This window comes from Xenorhabdus miraniensis, assembly GCF_002632615.1.
Window position 1 is genome coordinate 311,995 of the sequence record NZ_NITZ01000003.1, and the last position, 15,532, is coordinate 327,526.

Here is a 15,532-nt window from a genome sequence, read left to right on the forward strand (position 1 = left end):
GGCGGTTACGTAATAAGTCAGATAATGGGTGGATCACACTTTATTCGGGTGTATTTTGGGGTGTATTTTGGGGTGTAAATGCCAATGCTCTTCTGAACCAAGGTGATTTTTCCAAAGAGATTGGTAAAGTGGACAACGTCTTAGTAATTCGTCATGGGTACCGCTATCACAAAGAGTTCCATGATCCATTACCAATATTTGATCAGCGCGGACTATCGTGCTTAACCGATGGGCAATGACAAAGACGGTTTTATTCTGCGTAAGAGAATCAAACGCTTCTTGTATCAATTGCTCATTTTCGGGGTCCAGTGAAGCTGTGGCTTCATCAAGGAATAAAACAGGAGATTGTTTTAGAAGAGCGCGGGCAATGGCAAGGCGCTGGCGCTCACCGCCAGACAGCGTACCGCCATCCACACCCAAAGGTGTATCGTACCCTTGTGGTAATGCCATAATCGTATCGTGAATATTGGCAAGACGTGCAGCCTTTTCCAGTTCCAACTGAGTCGCATTCGGATCACCCAAACGGAGATTATTAGCGACAGTATCCTGAAATAGTGCCGTTTCCTGGAACACCATTGTAACGGTGTCATACAGTGCCTGAGTCTGGTAATGATGGACAGGGTTTCCACCCAGACGGATCTCACCTTTATCCAGTTGATAGAAAGAGAGCAATAAATAGGCCAGTGTGGATTTACCACTGCCGCTTGGCCCTACAATGGCGGTCATACTGCCTTGTGGCGCATAAAATGAAACATTTTGAATAGCCGGCTGGCTAGTTCCAGGGTAGCTAAATGAGATATTGTCCACTTCAACATCATATTTGGCGGGAGCGGCTAATGGCCCGGAAACTTGCGTTGCGACAGCCTCTATCTCTGCAATATGTGTTTCGCCGACTTGGGTCAGGGCAGTCACATTGATCAGGGGAATAATCCCGCGCAGAGGGGTAATCGTGGCAAACAGCAGAAGAATAGTGGTGAGCATTTCTGGGAGAGTGAGTGCTCCCGGTGTATTAAAGCGCAGGGCACCAGCCAGAATGCCAACGACCACGCTAGTATCAATAATGATGTAAAACAGGCTCAGTAGCGGTATGCTTTTGAATATTCCACGACGGAATGCGACACGTAATTGTTCAATTTCCTGGTCAAAACGTTGTTCTACCGTTGTCGTAGTCGCTGCTGCACGGATAAAGGCCATGCCTTGTGCATACTCTACGATCGCTTCGGATACGCCAGCCATCATAACTGCCCGTCGACGCAGTATCTCATTTAGCTTTTGACGAATAGCGCCCAGAATGAGTAACCCAACCATCAATACCAATAGTGCACTGCCAGCAACAACCCAATCAAACCAGAATAAAGCCAGATAGATGAGGGTCAGCATTATAATCTGACAGACTATCTGTGGGGTGGTATAGGCTGATTGATTTTCCTGCCATTGCACATCTTCAGATAGTGTCAGTGCTATTTTTCCGGCACTCAATCCCCGAATTGTTGCTACAGACATATTAACCAGTCGTTGTAGCAAAGAACGACGAATTTCTATACCTAGTCCATAAGCAGTAATGGTGAGCTTACGTAATGCGCGACTCATAAAAGCGAACCGCAGCAATAATAAAATAACCAATAACGTCAGTGTAATAAGTGGCAGCATATCGTTGCCACTTTCCTTCTGATAAGTTTCTCCCAGATGAGTGATGGCCCAAGCTGCGATAGCAAGTTGAGCAATAATCGCTATGGTATCAAGTTGCTTATATAACAACCCGCTGAACCAAACCCGTTGTAGTTTTGGTGACAGATGTTGCTGGAGGCGATTAAATAATCCCATGATAATTTACTCCTGTTTCGGTATCTTCTCCCCGCCAAGCTGCCCATTGTCTGGCGTATGCGCCTTGCTGTGTGACCAGTTCATCATGGGTTCCTTGCTCAATGATTTGTCCTTGATCCAAGACCAGCATTTGATCAAGATGACGGATAGTTGGCAGCCGATGGGCAATAACAATCACGGTTTTATTGCGGCCTGTCTCAGTGTGACAAAGCGCATTAAGTGCTTGTTGCATCTCTTTTTCACATTCTGGGTCGGCATAGGCTGTGGCTTCATCCAAGACAAGAATTGGCGCATTTTTCAGGATAGCTGCGGCAACGGCGATACGCTGTTTTTCCCCCACAGATAAGCTGATACCGTTGTTCAGCACGGTGTTGTAGCCTTGTGGTAACTGTTGGATAAATTGATGTGCTTGTGCTGCGGTGGCCGCTGCTTCAACTTCAGCTTGTGAAGCATCAGGACGGGCCAGTCGTATGTTATTGGCTATCGTATCGTTGAACAGAAATACCCGTTGGAAAACAAAAGAGATGTTATTGCGCAGGGTTGGTTCATCCATGTTGCGAATATCAATCCCACCAACAGTAATTTTACCTTGTTGCGGGTCCCAAAGACGGGCAATCAGGTTGGCTACCGTGGATTTACCCGAACCACTGGCGCCCACCAGGGCCAGTGAACTTCCGGCAGGTACAGAAAACGAGATGTTATTTAAGACATTATCCTGTTCGTTTTGATAGGTGAAACTGACGTTATGCAGCGTAACACTATGATCGGCAGGCGTTTGGCTCTGAGTACATGGCGCGAGTTCAGGTTGATTCATTAACCAACGATAACGTGTGATCAACGCCTCTTGTTGTTGTAAACGGGTCATTACAGCAAACATGGATGAGGCAATATTGCCGAATGCCATAGCAGCCAGAATAAAGAAAGTGAACTCAAATAAAGCGATTTCTTGTCGGTTAAATAACCAGACTGCCAAAGGAAGTACAAACAACAGATTAGCGCTGGACAACACAAAAAACCGACTGGATTTGACCTGCACTTTCTCAATCCAAACATCAATAACCCGTGTCAGGGCGGTAAAAGCATCTTCGGCTCGCTGTAGTGCAACCTTGCCGCCTGAATAAGTTTTCACCACCGGAATGGCATTTATCACTTCACCCATTGTTGAAGCGATACGGTTTTGGGCTGCATAAAAGCGCTGAGTGGTAGTTTGAACTTTCATCTGAATATAGATGAATAATAAACAAGCTCCCAAAGTTGGGGCGAATGCCGCTAATGCCAATCGCCAATCAATGGCCAACATGACACTCAATGCGATCAGTGGACCAAACAAGGTTGCTGACATTTCTGGAATAATATGGGCAATACCATCCTCAAGCTGTTCGACGTCATCTAACATCATCTTCTTTATTTCAGTGCTGTCAGTCAGCATGAAGAAGCCTAAAGGAACGGATTTCAACTTATTGCTGATGTTACGACGAACATCAGCCTGAACATCGGCGGCAATCAAATGAGCAACAAACGTCGAACCACTGAACGTCAACATGGCGGCAAAAGTGAAACCCAATAACATGATGCCGTAACTCAGTAACGTGTCATATTGCCCGTCATAGATAGATTGGGTAATCAGCCCGGCAACCGCTGCCGGTAGTATTTGCAGCCCTGCGGAAACAATAGCAAGTGCAATAGCAACGTAACTCAGGGTGCGATATGGGCTCATCAGATTCCACAACTCTTTAATGACACCGGCATCAGCAGCGCGCTGCTCTGGTGAGCTCTGAGCAGAAGAGTCATTACTGAGCATATAAGTTTTCCTTTTGGAAATCGCGGCGCTTGTGTAATGTCCAGAACAGGCCTGCGAGGGTGAAGAACGATGCAAGAGCGAAAAGGGAGGCGTAGCTTGCTTTGGTCACAATCAGTCCACCTGCCATTGAACAGATGATTGCAATGCTCATATCTGCGGATTGCATCAACGCAAAATCCACACCAGATTGTGCGCTTGCTGCCAGAGACATCATCTGGGTATACAAGGCAACAAATTTGGCAGCGGTGATTAACGTGATGAAGACGTATGCAGCTGAGAGCAGGGATAGGGGAGCTTCTGGTTGTTGGGCAAGCCAGAAAATACCAACCAGTACCATACATTCAAGCAGCATGAGGCCCAATAATGTTTGAATGGCGCCTGATTTACGTACAATGATGCCGCCAAGCAGGACACCGGATAATCCGGCTAATGCACCACCACTGGCAGCAATGATGCCAAGTTGGGTTAAATCGACTCCACGATCGACCAAAAATGGGGAAAACATGCCAAGTGACAGGCGGGTACCAATCATACATAGCAGTATTAAAACCAGTGCCTGTTTAACCGGAGTACGGCGTAAAGCATTCTTTAGGGATGGTTTTACCGAAGCTTTTGCAACACCCGGCTCTTTCTTTTCCTGAGATCCTCGAATGAACAAAATAGGCAGTGACATCAATAGGATCACGATGACTAACATGCCTGCACCGATATGCCAGCCATACAGTGAAGTAAGATATAGAAACAGGCCGCTGCCGATAATGGCGCCCAGATAACTTCCCCCAACCTGCATGACATTGCTCCAGGGGCGATGCTGTGGTGATAACCGATCGATAGCATGACCATCAGTGGTGGTATCGACTACGGTCAGGACAAGTGTAATCAGAAACAGAGCCGCGATAATCAGCGGCATATGTTCGGCAGGTTTTGCCAATGATATCGAACCAAAAAGCAGGGCAATTAACAGATTACCGCAGAGCATGATGCGGCGGGGATTGGTATCCCCCAAGCCTGATTTGCGATAGCGTTCTACAATAGGAGCCCAGAGAAATTTGAACGCCCAAGGTAACATCAACAGATAAAGTAACCCTATCTTATCCGGGGTGACACCGTGGCTGCGCAGAAATGCAGGCATGCTTTGTAACGTAAACATACCGATGGTGCTTTGGATGGTGTAAACACCAGCCAAAGTCAGAAGTAGCAACGAGATATAACGAGGGGGTAAGAGATTGTCCGTCGAGGTATTGTTTGCCGAGGTATTGTCCGTCGAGGTATTGTTCGTCATAATGCAACGCTCACATCCAGCCCGACATTCAAGCCCTTACTGATCATGTACATATTGTTTCCTAGTTGGAAACCAGAAACACGGTACTTTTTGTTACCCAGATTTTCGCCATAGAGTTTTACACTGACGCCATGGGCCATTTCCAGACTTAATGCAGCGTCATAGAGGGTATATGCTCCTTGTTCAAGGGTATTCGCTTCATTAAAGTAGCTTTTTGAATAGTGGCGGGCACCGGCATTTAAATAGAGATTTCCGGGTAATAATGTTTGATCAATCAGGTAATCGAAACTTGCATTGAGCATGACATCGGGTGCGTAAGGCAGGCGTTTACCGTTATAACTGATGCCAGCTGTTGTATCGGTCGCATGAGTGAAATTGGATTTACCGACATTACCACCAAGCGAAATTCTGAGTCCTTGTATTGGCCTAATCTGGCTGCTCAGCTCAATACCTTTACTTTCCGCTTTGCCAGCATTGCGAATGGACTGCATACCAACAGGGCCAACATAAATCTGTTTGTCTTTAGAGCGAATGTAATAAACAGCACTGTTTAACGTCATCGCATTATCAAAGAACGACGTATGCCAGCCGAGTTCATAATTGTCTGAGGTTTCGGTATCGTAAGGCTTCCTATCATTGGCGGCAGAAACAATGTTATTGAACCCGCCAGGTTTATAACCTTTAGTTGCCGAAACATAGAGACGGTTATCTGGTGTCAACTGCCAACCCAGAGCCGCCTTAGGTGTGAATTCATTGTTGGAAACTTGGTTATTAAAAGCGTCAATCGCCATCACGCCGGAACGGCCTGCATAGGCTATCTGCGATTTTTCATGTGACAAACGACCGCCAAGCGTCAGATCCCATTGAGAAGCAACCGGTAATTTAACTTCACCAAACAGTGCCAGTGATTTTGCTTTTATTGTGTTAGAGGCAGCGCCATAGTAACCGGCATAGCCGCCGATATGGTGTTTATTATTTTCATCAGAAAACCAGCCACCGAGAACACTGGTAATTCCATTTGAATAGCTGGATTTCAGGCGCAGCTCTTGGGTTGTCGCGTGGTGTTTCTCTTTCCATTTACCCCCGATGAAATTACGGGAAAGATCGCGCTCCTGATAGGAAGTGACACTGGTTAATGAATGATCGCCGAAATCATATTCAGCTTTCAGTGCATAACTGTTAACCCGACGCGTTAGATCAGGAATAGGGCCATCGTATTCTTTCCGACGGAATTGTTCGTCGGTTAAATAAAGCTCTTCGTGTGAATTAAGATCTTCATGGGCAAAGCTAAGTTCAGCACTGAAAGGGGAATCTTCTGGAGCAAATGTCAATTGCCCTTTACCGAGCCAGGTTTTGCTGGAGTCAATATTTTTGTCGCCACGATTTGGGGCATCAATTTGTCCGGGCTCTTTTACCCAGCGCAGACTGGCACTACCATAAAGAATGTCGTCAATAAGAGGAATTGATCCGCTGAAAGAACCTCCCTGTTTCAGCTTAGAATAATTACCGGAAAGGTTAAGCCAAGGGCCTTCTTTTGGGGAACGGGTAATAATATTGATAACCCCTGCCTGGGCGTTCCCGCCATATAATGTGCCTTGAGGGCCACGTAATAATTCTACGCGTTCTACATTGATTAATTCTTGTGTCAGAAACTGGTGATCTTGGGGAACGCCATCAACATAAATTCGAACGGAAGGTGAATAGTAATCGGGTGAGCTGATACCCCGAATTGTGGTTGCAGAATAGGCTCGGTTACCGCGGGAGCGGATTTGCAAGCCTGAGAAAGCCCGCTCAAGATCCTGTACTTGGGTAATGCCCGCTTGCTCAAGTTCTTCGCCAGTTTTAACCAAAACACTGCTGTCAATTTTATTTAGTGCTTCTTCTCGTTTATTAGCTGTTACGATCAAAACATCTTCTTTAGCTTCGGGTGAATGTTCCGCCCAAGCCACAGGTGAAATCAGGCAACATAAGACAGATGCTTTAGCATATTTCTTTTTCATATCAGTACTCTTCAAAGCCCTTCCAAATCATGTTTTACAGTGCGTAAAACAAAAACATATAAAGGAGACTATCGAGAGTAGAAAAGTAGAGCTAACGGGATAGGGACAAAAGTAGCGCAATGCGTACTATTGATAATGATTATCATTAATGATAAGTTGCGTTATATTTACATTATGTAATATATATATAAAATAAAAGCATAATGCTTTTTTATACACAACATGTTGTTTTTACAGTGTAAATTGCTTCTGAAATAGTTTCTGATGCTAATTTTACAGGGGATCTCATGAAGACGATCTATAGCGAGAAATTGAGAGTTTTCTCTGCTGGCCATTGCAATTTTATGCACTCACCAGTGGAGGGAAATAATACAAATCCTTCATTGCTCACTGAGGAATTATCTGACGGAATTCACATAAACCGGATTCGTCTAGAGCTCAATAAAGATTTCACAGAATATTGCGAAGGACCACCGACGGTATCAATTGCTTTTGTTCTGAGTGGAAAAGGAAAAATGGCGATTGAGAACGGCGATGTTTTAGATATTAATCCGGGAACAATGATACTTTTTTATTCGCCTAAAATGACACGTGGCATGAATTTCTTTGGCTGCGGGACATGGCATATTCTCGATATCCGTTTTTCTCTGAACGAAATTGAAGCTCAGGAATTGCCATCCTTTGCCAAATTAACGGCGGGTTTTGAAAAAAATGTCAGCTATAGTGATGCCTTAATGATGGCCCGTCCTATCTACCCACCATTTATGCAGATAGTCAATCAGATAGAGGAATGTCAATTAAATGGTAGTGTCAGGAAGGTGTATTTAAAGGCAAAGGCGTTAGAAATACTCGCTTGTGTAACAGCTCAAATTTATGATTGCCAATATAGTGTAATTAATGGCTTGCAGCGCCGGGCTGTTTACAATGCAATAAAAATAATTAACAGCGACTATCATTACCCTTGGACAATAAAATCGTTATCAAAAGCCGTTGGTTTGAATGAACGGAAATTAAAAGAAGGGTTCCGTGCAGTTGTCTTTCGTACTTTCCATCAATATCTGGAAAATGTTCGTATGACCACGGCGGAGGATTTATTGAAGAAAGGAATGAGTGTCATTGAGGTTGCTGCCGCAGTGGGTTATTCCAGTCCAAGCCACTTTTCTAAACGTTTCCGGCAACATTATTTGATCAACCCAAAAGCATGGCAAGTGAAGTATGCGGTGAATCACTCATTACTGACAGAGCATGTTGCAGCGGAAAGTCAGTAAAAGTTCCGGCTGTGAGATTAATGTGTTGATACTTTTATGCTGATGCCTTTATTTGGAAAACATTTAGCGGAAAACGCCATAAACCCTCACCCAATGCGGACGAGGGATATAAGGTGAAGAACTTTATCGGGCTTTTAAAGAGCAATCAATCGTCTCTTTTTTAAACATTTAGATGATTTTGTACGATAATACTGCCTTGTGCATTTAATTCTTTACATAGTTGATAAAACGTTTCTTTAAATATCGTACCATTGTCACTCAATGGGTGATGACCTGTAATTTGGATTTCCAGGCGGGCAGAGTTATTTCCTTCAGCGGGATGGGTTTTTGAGACCAGTTCAGCGATATTAAGATTTTGAGCGGTAAACAGGCTGGTAAAACGTTCAACAATGCCTGGTGAATCATCGATATCTACTTTGACGGTAATGGTCGAAGGAAATTTTGTCTGGATACCACATCGGGTACGTTTCATCACAATGAGTAATTCAAGCGCTGCGCCTTTTTGCGGCAAAGTTGACTCTATCAGGGCAATGGCATTCCAGCTACCAGACAGCAACATGATAAAAGTAAATTCTTCGCCAAACATTGCCAGACGGCTATCTTCAATATTACAACCGCATGTACTGACAAGACGGGTGATAGTATTGACAATGCCGGGACGATCCGTACCCAAAGCTGTGATCACTAAAAAATGTTGTTCTGATGTTGGCAAAGCGATTTTCCTTTTAATTGTAATAGGTGTCTGCTGTGTTGTTGCCTAAACATAAAAAATGATCAAGAGAAGGTCAATCGCATTTGTTGGGGAAGCACGATTATAATCTCTGTTTAATCGACTACACTTGGTATTAACAAAATTCATTGAAATCGAGTGTGTAAGGAGTTTTCTTCTGTATAACAAGGAAGTACCATGAACTTCTCACTTTGCAGTTTAAGGTTTTAATTAAGGGGAAATGGCAATGGTAAGCAATCACTCTGATTTTACAGGCAGTATAGTTGCATTGATAACTCCGATGAATTCAACTGGTCAGATTGATAAGGCCAGTTTGAAAAAATTAGTTGATTATCATATCGCCAGTGGTACATCTGCGATTGTGTCTGTTGGTACAACGGGGGAGTGTGCAACACTTAGTCACGATGAGCACGTTGAAGTCGTACTGACAACGTTAGAAGTGGCTGATGGGCGTATACCTGTGATTGCCGGAACAGGCGCAAATGCTACGGCAGAAGCCATTTCACTGACTGGCCGTTTCGAAAACACAGGCGTTGCGGGTTGCCTGTCTGTGACACCTTATTATAATAGGCCGTCACAGGAAGGCTTATATCTGCATTATAAGGCGATAGCTGAGAATACCGACTTACCACAAATTCTGTATAATGTGCCATCTCGTACCGGATGTGATTTACTGCCATCGACGGTTGCCCGTTTGGCGAAATTGGAAAATATTGTTGCAATTAAGGAAGCGACGGGGAACTTAAGTCGTGTCAGTCAAATCCAAGCATTGGTTAATGATGAAAATTTCATTTTGCTGAGTGGTGATGATGTAAGCTTTGTCGATTTCATGCAGCTTGGTGGAAGAGGGGTTATTTCTGTGACAGCGAACGTTGCAGCGGCAGAAATGGCACGGATATGTGAATTGGCTGAGCAGGGCGAATTTTTGACAGCCCGTGGCTTGAACAGCCAGTTAATGGAATTGCATCATCAATTATTTGTTGAACCCAGCCCGACGCCAGCCAAGTGGGCCTGCCGTCAATTGGGGTTGATTACTGATGATACTCTGCGTTTGCCAATGATTCCGCTAACGCAGGAAGGGCAAATTTCAGTTGGTAACGCCTTGAAAATAGCTGGATTACTGTAAATTTTAGGGAATTTTAATGGCAACATTATTGCAAAAATCGAAGGTCATGAAGGTTGCTGGACTGTCATTGGTAGTTTTTTTGGCAGCCTGCTCCAGCGATCAGCGCTATAAACGTCAGGTAAGCGGGGATGAATCTTATCTCGAAACTCCCCCGTTGAAAGCACTGAATATCCCTGCGGGAATGATATTGCCGTTGCAAAACAGTGAATATAATGTTCCGGCAGTGGTTTCAACAAGTGCAGTGGGTAAAAACCTGGATATTCGCCCGCCATTGCAGGCCCTTGCGTTACTGACGGGGTCCCGCATTGAAAATAGCGCAAAAAGCAGTAAATTGTTGCTTGAAAATAACCCGGAATACAGCAAGTTGTGGTCACAGGTAAACAATCTGTTGACGAAGAAAGGTTATCATATCAGTCAGAAAGATGATGCTGCACAAACGTTGACAACTGATTGGATTACATGGGCACGGGCAGATGAAAATATTCCTTATCAGGGGCGTTACCGTATCTCGGTTACCCAGCAAGGTTATCAAACAGCCCTGTCTGTTTCCAATGAGGGATTGAAACTGGGCGAAAAGGAAGTCACCGATCCGGTAGAAATTCAACGTTACACGGTATTGATGCTTAATGAATTAGCGAGTGATTTAAGTCAGCAGCAGGAAGAGTCAAGTCAAAATAGTGCCAAAGATTCGGGTGCGTTATCCGTACAGAGCGGTAGCGATAATACCGGATTACCAAGAATTATTGTTCGTGCGCCATACAATGTCGTCTGGAACAGATTGCCGTACACATTAGAAAGTGTAGGTATGCAAGTGACGGATCGTACTCGTTCTACAGGAGCGATAGCCGTAACTTACAAAGGTCTCAGTTCTTCTAACTGGAAAGCATTGGGTGTAGAAGCGCCTTCTATCAGCGAAGGAAATTACAAGCTACAGGTAGGTGATTTGGATAACCGAAGCAGCCTGCAATTTATCAGCGAAAAAGGTAAGCCGCTGACTCAATCTGAAAATGATCAATTGGTGGCTGTGCTGGAAGCCGTATTCAGCAAATCCACAAGTAAGTAATATTTAAAGGGGCCTTGGGTCCCTTTAATTTTTGGGTGAAATTTTTCGTTTAATTTTTTACGTTTAAAGAAGTCACATTTCTGGAGTATAAGATGCAGAAAAAAGCTGAGTTGTATCGTGGAAAAGCAAAAACAGTGTACGCCACTGATAATCCTGACCTGCTTGTACTGGAATTCCGTAATGATACATCAGCATTGGATGGTGAACGCATTGAACAGTTTGATCGTAAGGGAATGGTAAATAATAAGTTCAATCATTTCATTATGAATAAACTCGAAGCAGCGGGCATTCCGACGCAAATGGAACAACTTCTGTCAGATAATGAATCCTTAGTGAAAAAGCTGGATATGGTGCCTGTTGAGTGTGTTATTCGTAACCGGGCTGCGGGCTCTCTGGTGAAACGTCTTGGGGTAGAAGAGGGGATGGTACTTAATCCGCCACTGTTTGACCTGTTCTTGAAAGACGATGCTAAACATGATCCGATGGTCAATGAATCCTACTGTGAAACATTTGGGTGGGTTAGCAAAGAACACTTGTCTGAAATGAAACGCCTGAGTTACAAGGCCAATGAAGTACTGAGTAAGCTGTTTGATGATGCCGGCTTGATTCTGGTGGATTTCAAATTGGAGTTTGGTCTGTTCAAAGGCAAAGTCGTATTGGGTGATGAATTTTCACCGGATGGCAGCCGTCTGTGGGATCAACAAACAATGGATAAAATGGACAAAGACCGCTTCCGTCAGAGCCTTGGTGGTTTGATTGAAGCGTATGAAGAGGTTGCACATCGTATTGGCGTTATTTTGGATTAATGACGCAAACGATTACTTAAAGAATATTGCTTAAAATAAAAGGATGCCCTTACTAATTTCAAGGGCATCCTGTCATCATCTTGTGCCTTTAGTCAACGTTAAAGCAGGTATTTGATTTTCTGCTTCCAGCCTTTTTGCTGCATGCAATTATTATAGGTGTTGTTTCTTGAACTCTGATTAACATCGATCACATAGCTTTCAGTCATGGGAATACTCTGAGTGTAATAACCGTCTTTCCCGCATTGGCTTCCATTCGCACAGGGCTGTCGTACTGTCCTGAGTTCTGATCTTTGGGCAACTTCATTTTTTACAGGAAACAGTCTCAATGCCAATTGATTGCATTCTGTAGTCGCTTCATTAAAAGGAGTAGGACTACTTGTTGCAGGTACCCATTGTGTTGTACAACCCGCTAAGGAAATACAGATTAAAATAAAGAATGTCAGTCTTCTCATATCGTTTATACGAACGCTTCCTGTTTGCAAGGCATTCCTTACAACCTTTCTGCATTCACCTTGATAAAAATGTTGGTGTTTATCAGTAAAGCACAATAAGGCCGGCTTGTTACTGACGTTATGAATAAATTGCCCACGTTGTAATATTTTCCGCTACCAAGAAACAAAGTTTCACCTTGATTTGGATGGGTAATTATTTATTAATGTTATTATTTAAGCAAGAATGTTAACAAACTACGCGTCGATATACCATTTACCCAATTTAGTGAATATGAATAATTTTAAGTAAGTGCAGAAATTTTAAGTTATTATCCTGCCGGTGCCAGAATACATATTTTCTGGTTTTAATATAATCAACTCATTGTTTTCTGATTTAAAAATAATCAAATGTTATTTTCTGGGAAATAAATATTTATGGACCATATTGATCCTACTTTGCTGATTTTGCTCGTGTTAGCAGGGCTTGGTATTATCAGTCATAACATGACAGTGACACTTGCCATGTTATTTCTGCTAGTCGTTCGCATTACACCATTGAGTCAATTTTTTCCTTGGGTGGAAAAACACGGTTTGACGATAGGTGTCTTGATTCTGACTATTGGAGTCATGGCGCCTATCGCAAGTGGAAAAATCTCTGCACAGGAAATCTTCAGCTCTTTCTTGAATTGGAAATCCCTGCTGGCGATTGCTGTTGGTATCTTGGTTTCATGGTTAGGAAGCCGGGGTGTTGCTTTAATGTCCGGCCAGCCTTCAACCGTCGCAGGGTTATTGGTTGGTACCGTATTGGGCGTTGCTCTGTTTAGAGGCGTTCCTGTCGGGCCGTTGATTGCTGCCGGTATTCTGTCAATCATGATTGGCAAATCATGATCACTTAGCGACTACGCTGGGATAATTATGTTGGATGATAATTATGTTGAATGATAGTTATGTTGGATAGTGCATGGGACGTGTTGCAGACACAGATGCAACAACAAGGGCAGCGCTGCTTAGTGGTATTGAGTGGTAACCCTCAATGGAGTGAATGGATTGTTAGACAACTAAAAGAACAATTTCAAGGAGATTGGTTAACAGTTTCATCTTGTGGGCCTGATGCTATCGAGCCAACGAAAGCGGTTAGTTTACTTGGACGTGAATTTTTGCATGGCGTTTTTGATGCAACGAATGGTTTTAACGCTGAAGCATTGGCAATATTGGCAGGCACGTTAAAAGCAGGCAGTTGGCTGGTGATGCGTGTACCCGTTTGGTCACAATGGGCAGAATGGCCTGATACAGACAGTATTCGCTGGAATGAATCGGCGGGAGTCATCCCGACACCTAATTTTATCCGGCATATCCAGCGGCAGCTCCTCTCCTGTCCTGACGTATTACTCTGGCAACAAGATACTCCCCTTCAATTACAACCATTGCGTCAGACTGGCTTGTGGCAGATGCCTGATGGAAATCCAACGGTTAGTCAGCAAATGCTTCTTGAAGAATTGTTGCAGTCATCAGGCGGAGTTTGGGTAATCACTGCCCCACGCGGACGAGGAAAGTCTGCTCTGGCCGGAATGTTGGTACGGCATTGGCAAGGTACGTGTTGGCTGTGTGCACCCGCAAAAATCACAACAGAAGTCATTCGATGTTACTCCGGTATTTCAGAGCAAGAGATGCCATTCTGGGCGGTAGATAATTTATTGAAGTATTGTCGATTGAAAAAGGATGGACCGGGAAATAAAAATGACGCTGATTGGTTATTGATTGATGAAGCAGCGGCGATCCCAACACCACAATTGGCCGAATTGATCCGCCACTTTCCTCGAGTGTTGTTAACTTCAACGGTTCAGGGATATGAGGGAACCGGGCGTGGTTTTTTGTTAAAGCTCTGTGCTGCCCTGCCTGATTGCCATGTTCGTGAATTGAAAACACCAATGCGCTGGGCTGAAAATGATCCGTTGGAATCCTGGTTGGATAGCGCGCTATTATTTAATGATAGATTACAGCTTAATGAGCCACCAGCTCACTTTAATATTGAAAAAGATCTGCGCCTTTACCCTATTGAACAACCCATGTGGTTACAACAACCCGCATTATTGCGTCAATTCTATGGGTTATTGACCAGCGCACATTATCGCACATCGCCCCTTGATTTACGCCGATTGTTGGATGGCAATGGGATGACATTTTTGTCTGCCATGTCTGGTTTAGCAGTGAATGAACCCCGATTGGTTGGAGCAATGTGGTTGGTGAATGAAGGTGGTTTATCACAAATACTTGCACACGAAATATGGGCAGGAAGGCGTCGCCCGAGGGGAAATCTGGTCGCTCAATCCTTGGCAGCTCACGGCGGATTTCCACAAGCTGCGGTTATGCGATCACAGAGAATTAGCCGTATTGCCGTGCAAGCACAATATCGCCGCCGTGGCATTGCACAACATTTGATAGCTCATCAGTGTCAGGAAGCGAGAAAACACAAATTGGATTTTCTTTCTGTCAGTTTTGGCTATACCGTCGAGCTTTGGGCACTTTGGCAAAAATGTGGTTTTCGGCTGGTCAGAATGGGAACCCATCGGGAAGCGAGCAGTGGTTGTTATACAGCAATGGCGATCTTACCGTTGAGCGGGCAAGGTAAACGTTTTGCTCAATTGGCACAGCAACAATTATCTCGTGATGCCAGTGGATTGGCGTTGTTACTTGGCTTTGCCTTGCCGATTGAGCACGATAACGATGAACGGCTCAATGCCAGTGACTGGCAGGAGTTGGCTGGTTTTGCATTTGCTCATCGTTCCTTGTCCGCCTCTTATTTTGCATTACAGAGATTATTGTTGACGAGTGATTTGGCTTTGCCCGGATTAAGAAAACATCTTCAGCAGCAGACAGATATTGAACAGTGTGCACACGATTTATCGTTAAGTGGACGCAAGGCGTTATTAAAACTTTGGCGGGAAGAGACGGCTCACGCTTTGGCAAGCATAGATGAAATGCTTGCCAATCAGTGGCGAGATTGGGTTATTTCTTGCGATTCTGTTGAGGCCAATCGTCCTCGTCATCCCATTGATCGTTAAAATCCCGATGGGGCGGTAATTTTGGCTTGTTATCTAAAAAATATTTTTGGTCGACACGCCTCAGCGCTTTTACCGCATTAATGATAATGCCAGCGAGCACTAACAGAATAACCCACCAATAATCTATCAGCCAATACAT

At 44.1% G+C, this 15,532-nt stretch carries 13 protein-coding genes; 6 read left to right on the top strand and 7 right to left on the bottom strand.

The genetic code is table 11. The features are described from left to right. Positions 1-33 precede the first annotated feature (33 nt). The 4 genes from Xmir_RS04875 to Xmir_RS04890 are packed head-to-tail and all read right to left on the bottom strand — an operon-like array spanning position 34 to position 6,907. On the bottom strand, positions 34-1,824 hold the full coding sequence (locus tag Xmir_RS04875) for an ABC transporter ATP-binding protein (protein WP_099113289.1): 1,791 nt from the start codon (positions 1,822-1,824) through the stop codon (positions 34-36). Next, positions 1,811-3,625 (bottom strand): ABC transporter ATP-binding protein, encoded by a 1,815-nt coding sequence (locus Xmir_RS04880; RefSeq protein WP_099113290.1) that lies wholly within the window; start codon positions 3,623-3,625, stop codon positions 1,811-1,813. The genes Xmir_RS04875 and Xmir_RS04880 overlap by 14 nt, the downstream gene beginning before the upstream one ends. Beyond that, positions 3,615-4,907: an MFS transporter gene (locus Xmir_RS04885; protein ID WP_099113291.1), complete on the bottom strand. Its 1,293-nt coding sequence runs from the start codon at positions 4,905-4,907 to the stop codon at positions 3,615-3,617. Before Xmir_RS04885 ends, Xmir_RS04880 begins: the two co-directional genes overlap by 11 nt. Continuing rightward, entirely contained in the window at positions 4,904-6,907 is a 2,004-nt protein-coding gene (locus Xmir_RS04890) for a TonB-dependent receptor (RefSeq protein WP_099113292.1), read from the bottom strand. Before Xmir_RS04890 ends, Xmir_RS04885 begins: the two co-directional genes overlap by 4 nt. A gap of 287 nt (positions 6,908-7,194) precedes the next feature. Between Xmir_RS04890 and Xmir_RS04895 the strand changes: the two genes are divergently transcribed. Then, positions 7,195-8,175 carry a helix-turn-helix transcriptional regulator gene (locus Xmir_RS04895; protein ID WP_099113293.1) on the top strand — a complete coding sequence of 327 codons (981 nt, stop codon included), beginning with the start codon at positions 7,195-7,197 and terminating at the stop codon, positions 8,173-8,175. A gap of 160 nt (positions 8,176-8,335) precedes the next feature. On the opposite strand, the gene Xmir_RS04900 is transcribed toward Xmir_RS04895, so the two are convergent. Continuing rightward, the gene (locus tag Xmir_RS04900) at positions 8,336-8,887 is read right to left on the bottom strand and encodes a glycine cleavage system transcriptional repressor (RefSeq protein ID WP_099113294.1); all 552 of its coding nucleotides are present in this window, start codon (positions 8,885-8,887) and stop codon (positions 8,336-8,338) included. A 244-nt stretch (positions 8,888-9,131) separates the two neighbouring features. On the opposite strand from Xmir_RS04900, the gene dapA reads away from it, so the two are divergent. The 3 genes from dapA (at position 9,132) to purC (ending at position 11,900) form a co-directional block, all read left to right on the top strand. Beyond that, complete coding sequence (dapA, locus tag Xmir_RS04905) at positions 9,132-10,031, top strand: 4-hydroxy-tetrahydrodipicolinate synthase (RefSeq protein WP_099113295.1); 900 nt, start codon at positions 9,132-9,134, stop codon at positions 10,029-10,031. A 16-nt stretch (positions 10,032-10,047) separates the two neighbouring features. After that, on the top strand, positions 10,048-11,094 hold the full coding sequence (bamC, locus tag Xmir_RS04910) for an outer membrane protein assembly factor BamC (RefSeq protein WP_099113296.1): 1,047 nt from the start codon (positions 10,048-10,050) through the stop codon (positions 11,092-11,094). Between the two features lie 92 nt (positions 11,095-11,186). Further along, positions 11,187-11,900, top strand: a complete 714-nt coding sequence (gene purC, locus Xmir_RS04915; protein WP_047963730.1) for a phosphoribosylaminoimidazolesuccinocarboxamide synthase — start codon at positions 11,187-11,189, stop codon at positions 11,898-11,900. 98 nt (positions 11,901-11,998) lie between these two features. Here purC and Xmir_RS04920 read toward each other — a convergent pair whose 3' ends face one another. Continuing rightward, a complete protein-coding gene (locus Xmir_RS04920; protein WP_099113297.1) occupies positions 11,999-12,352 on the bottom strand; it encodes a hypothetical protein in 354 nt (117 codons plus the stop codon). A 414-nt stretch (positions 12,353-12,766) separates the two neighbouring features. Here Xmir_RS04920 and Xmir_RS04925 point away from each other — a divergent pair, with 414 nt between their 5' ends. After that, the gene (locus Xmir_RS04925) at positions 12,767-13,219 is read left to right on the top strand and encodes a DUF441 domain-containing protein (RefSeq protein ID WP_099113298.1); all 453 of its coding nucleotides are present in this window, start codon (positions 12,767-12,769) and stop codon (positions 13,217-13,219) included. A gap of 50 nt (positions 13,220-13,269) precedes the next feature. Further along, positions 13,270-15,393: a tRNA(Met) cytidine acetyltransferase TmcA gene (locus Xmir_RS04930; protein WP_145956865.1), complete on the top strand. Its 2,124-nt coding sequence runs from the start codon at positions 13,270-13,272 to the stop codon at positions 15,391-15,393. Here Xmir_RS04930 and Xmir_RS04935 read toward each other — a convergent pair. After that, positions 15,338-15,532 carry a YpfN family protein gene (locus tag Xmir_RS04935; RefSeq protein ID WP_099113343.1) on the bottom strand — a complete coding sequence of 65 codons (195 nt, stop codon included), beginning with the start codon at positions 15,530-15,532 and terminating at the stop codon, positions 15,338-15,340. The genes Xmir_RS04930 and Xmir_RS04935 overlap by 56 nt on opposite strands.

What these genes read in the sequence shown, in the direction of transcription:
- Xmir_RS04875 (WP_099113289.1), bottom strand. Translation starts at nt 1,824, where the DNA reads ATGGGATTATTTAATCGCCTCCAGCAACATCTGTCACCAAAACTACAA.
- Xmir_RS04880 (WP_099113290.1), bottom strand. Translation starts at nt 3,625, where the DNA reads ATGCTCAGTAATGACTCTTCTGCTCAGAGCTCACCAGAGCAGCGCGCT.
- Xmir_RS04885 (WP_099113291.1), bottom strand. Translation starts at nt 4,907, where the DNA reads ATGACGAACAATACCTCGACGGACAATACCTCGGCAAACAATACCTCG.
- Xmir_RS04890 (WP_099113292.1), bottom strand. Translation starts at nt 6,907, where the DNA reads ATGAAAAAGAAATATGCTAAAGCATCTGTCTTATGTTGCCTGATTTCA.
- Xmir_RS04895 (WP_099113293.1), top strand. Translation starts at nt 7,195, where the DNA reads ATGAAGACGATCTATAGCGAGAAATTGAGAGTTTTCTCTGCTGGCCAT.
- dapA (WP_099113295.1), top strand. Translation starts at nt 9,132, where the DNA reads ATGGTAAGCAATCACTCTGATTTTACAGGCAGTATAGTTGCATTGATA.
- bamC (WP_099113296.1), top strand. Translation starts at nt 10,048, where the DNA reads ATGGCAACATTATTGCAAAAATCGAAGGTCATGAAGGTTGCTGGACTG.
- purC (WP_047963730.1), top strand. Translation starts at nt 11,187, where the DNA reads ATGCAGAAAAAAGCTGAGTTGTATCGTGGAAAAGCAAAAACAGTGTAC.
- Xmir_RS04920 (WP_099113297.1), bottom strand. Translation starts at nt 12,352, where the DNA reads ATGAGAAGACTGACATTCTTTATTTTAATCTGTATTTCCTTAGCGGGT.
- Xmir_RS04925 (WP_099113298.1), top strand. Translation starts at nt 12,767, where the DNA reads ATGGACCATATTGATCCTACTTTGCTGATTTTGCTCGTGTTAGCAGGG.
- Xmir_RS04930 (WP_145956865.1), top strand. Translation starts at nt 13,270, where the DNA reads ATGATAGTTATGTTGGATAGTGCATGGGACGTGTTGCAGACACAGATG.
- Xmir_RS04935 (WP_099113343.1), bottom strand. Translation starts at nt 15,532, where the DNA reads ATGTATTGGCTGATAGATTATTGGTGGGTTATTCTGTTAGTGCTCGCT.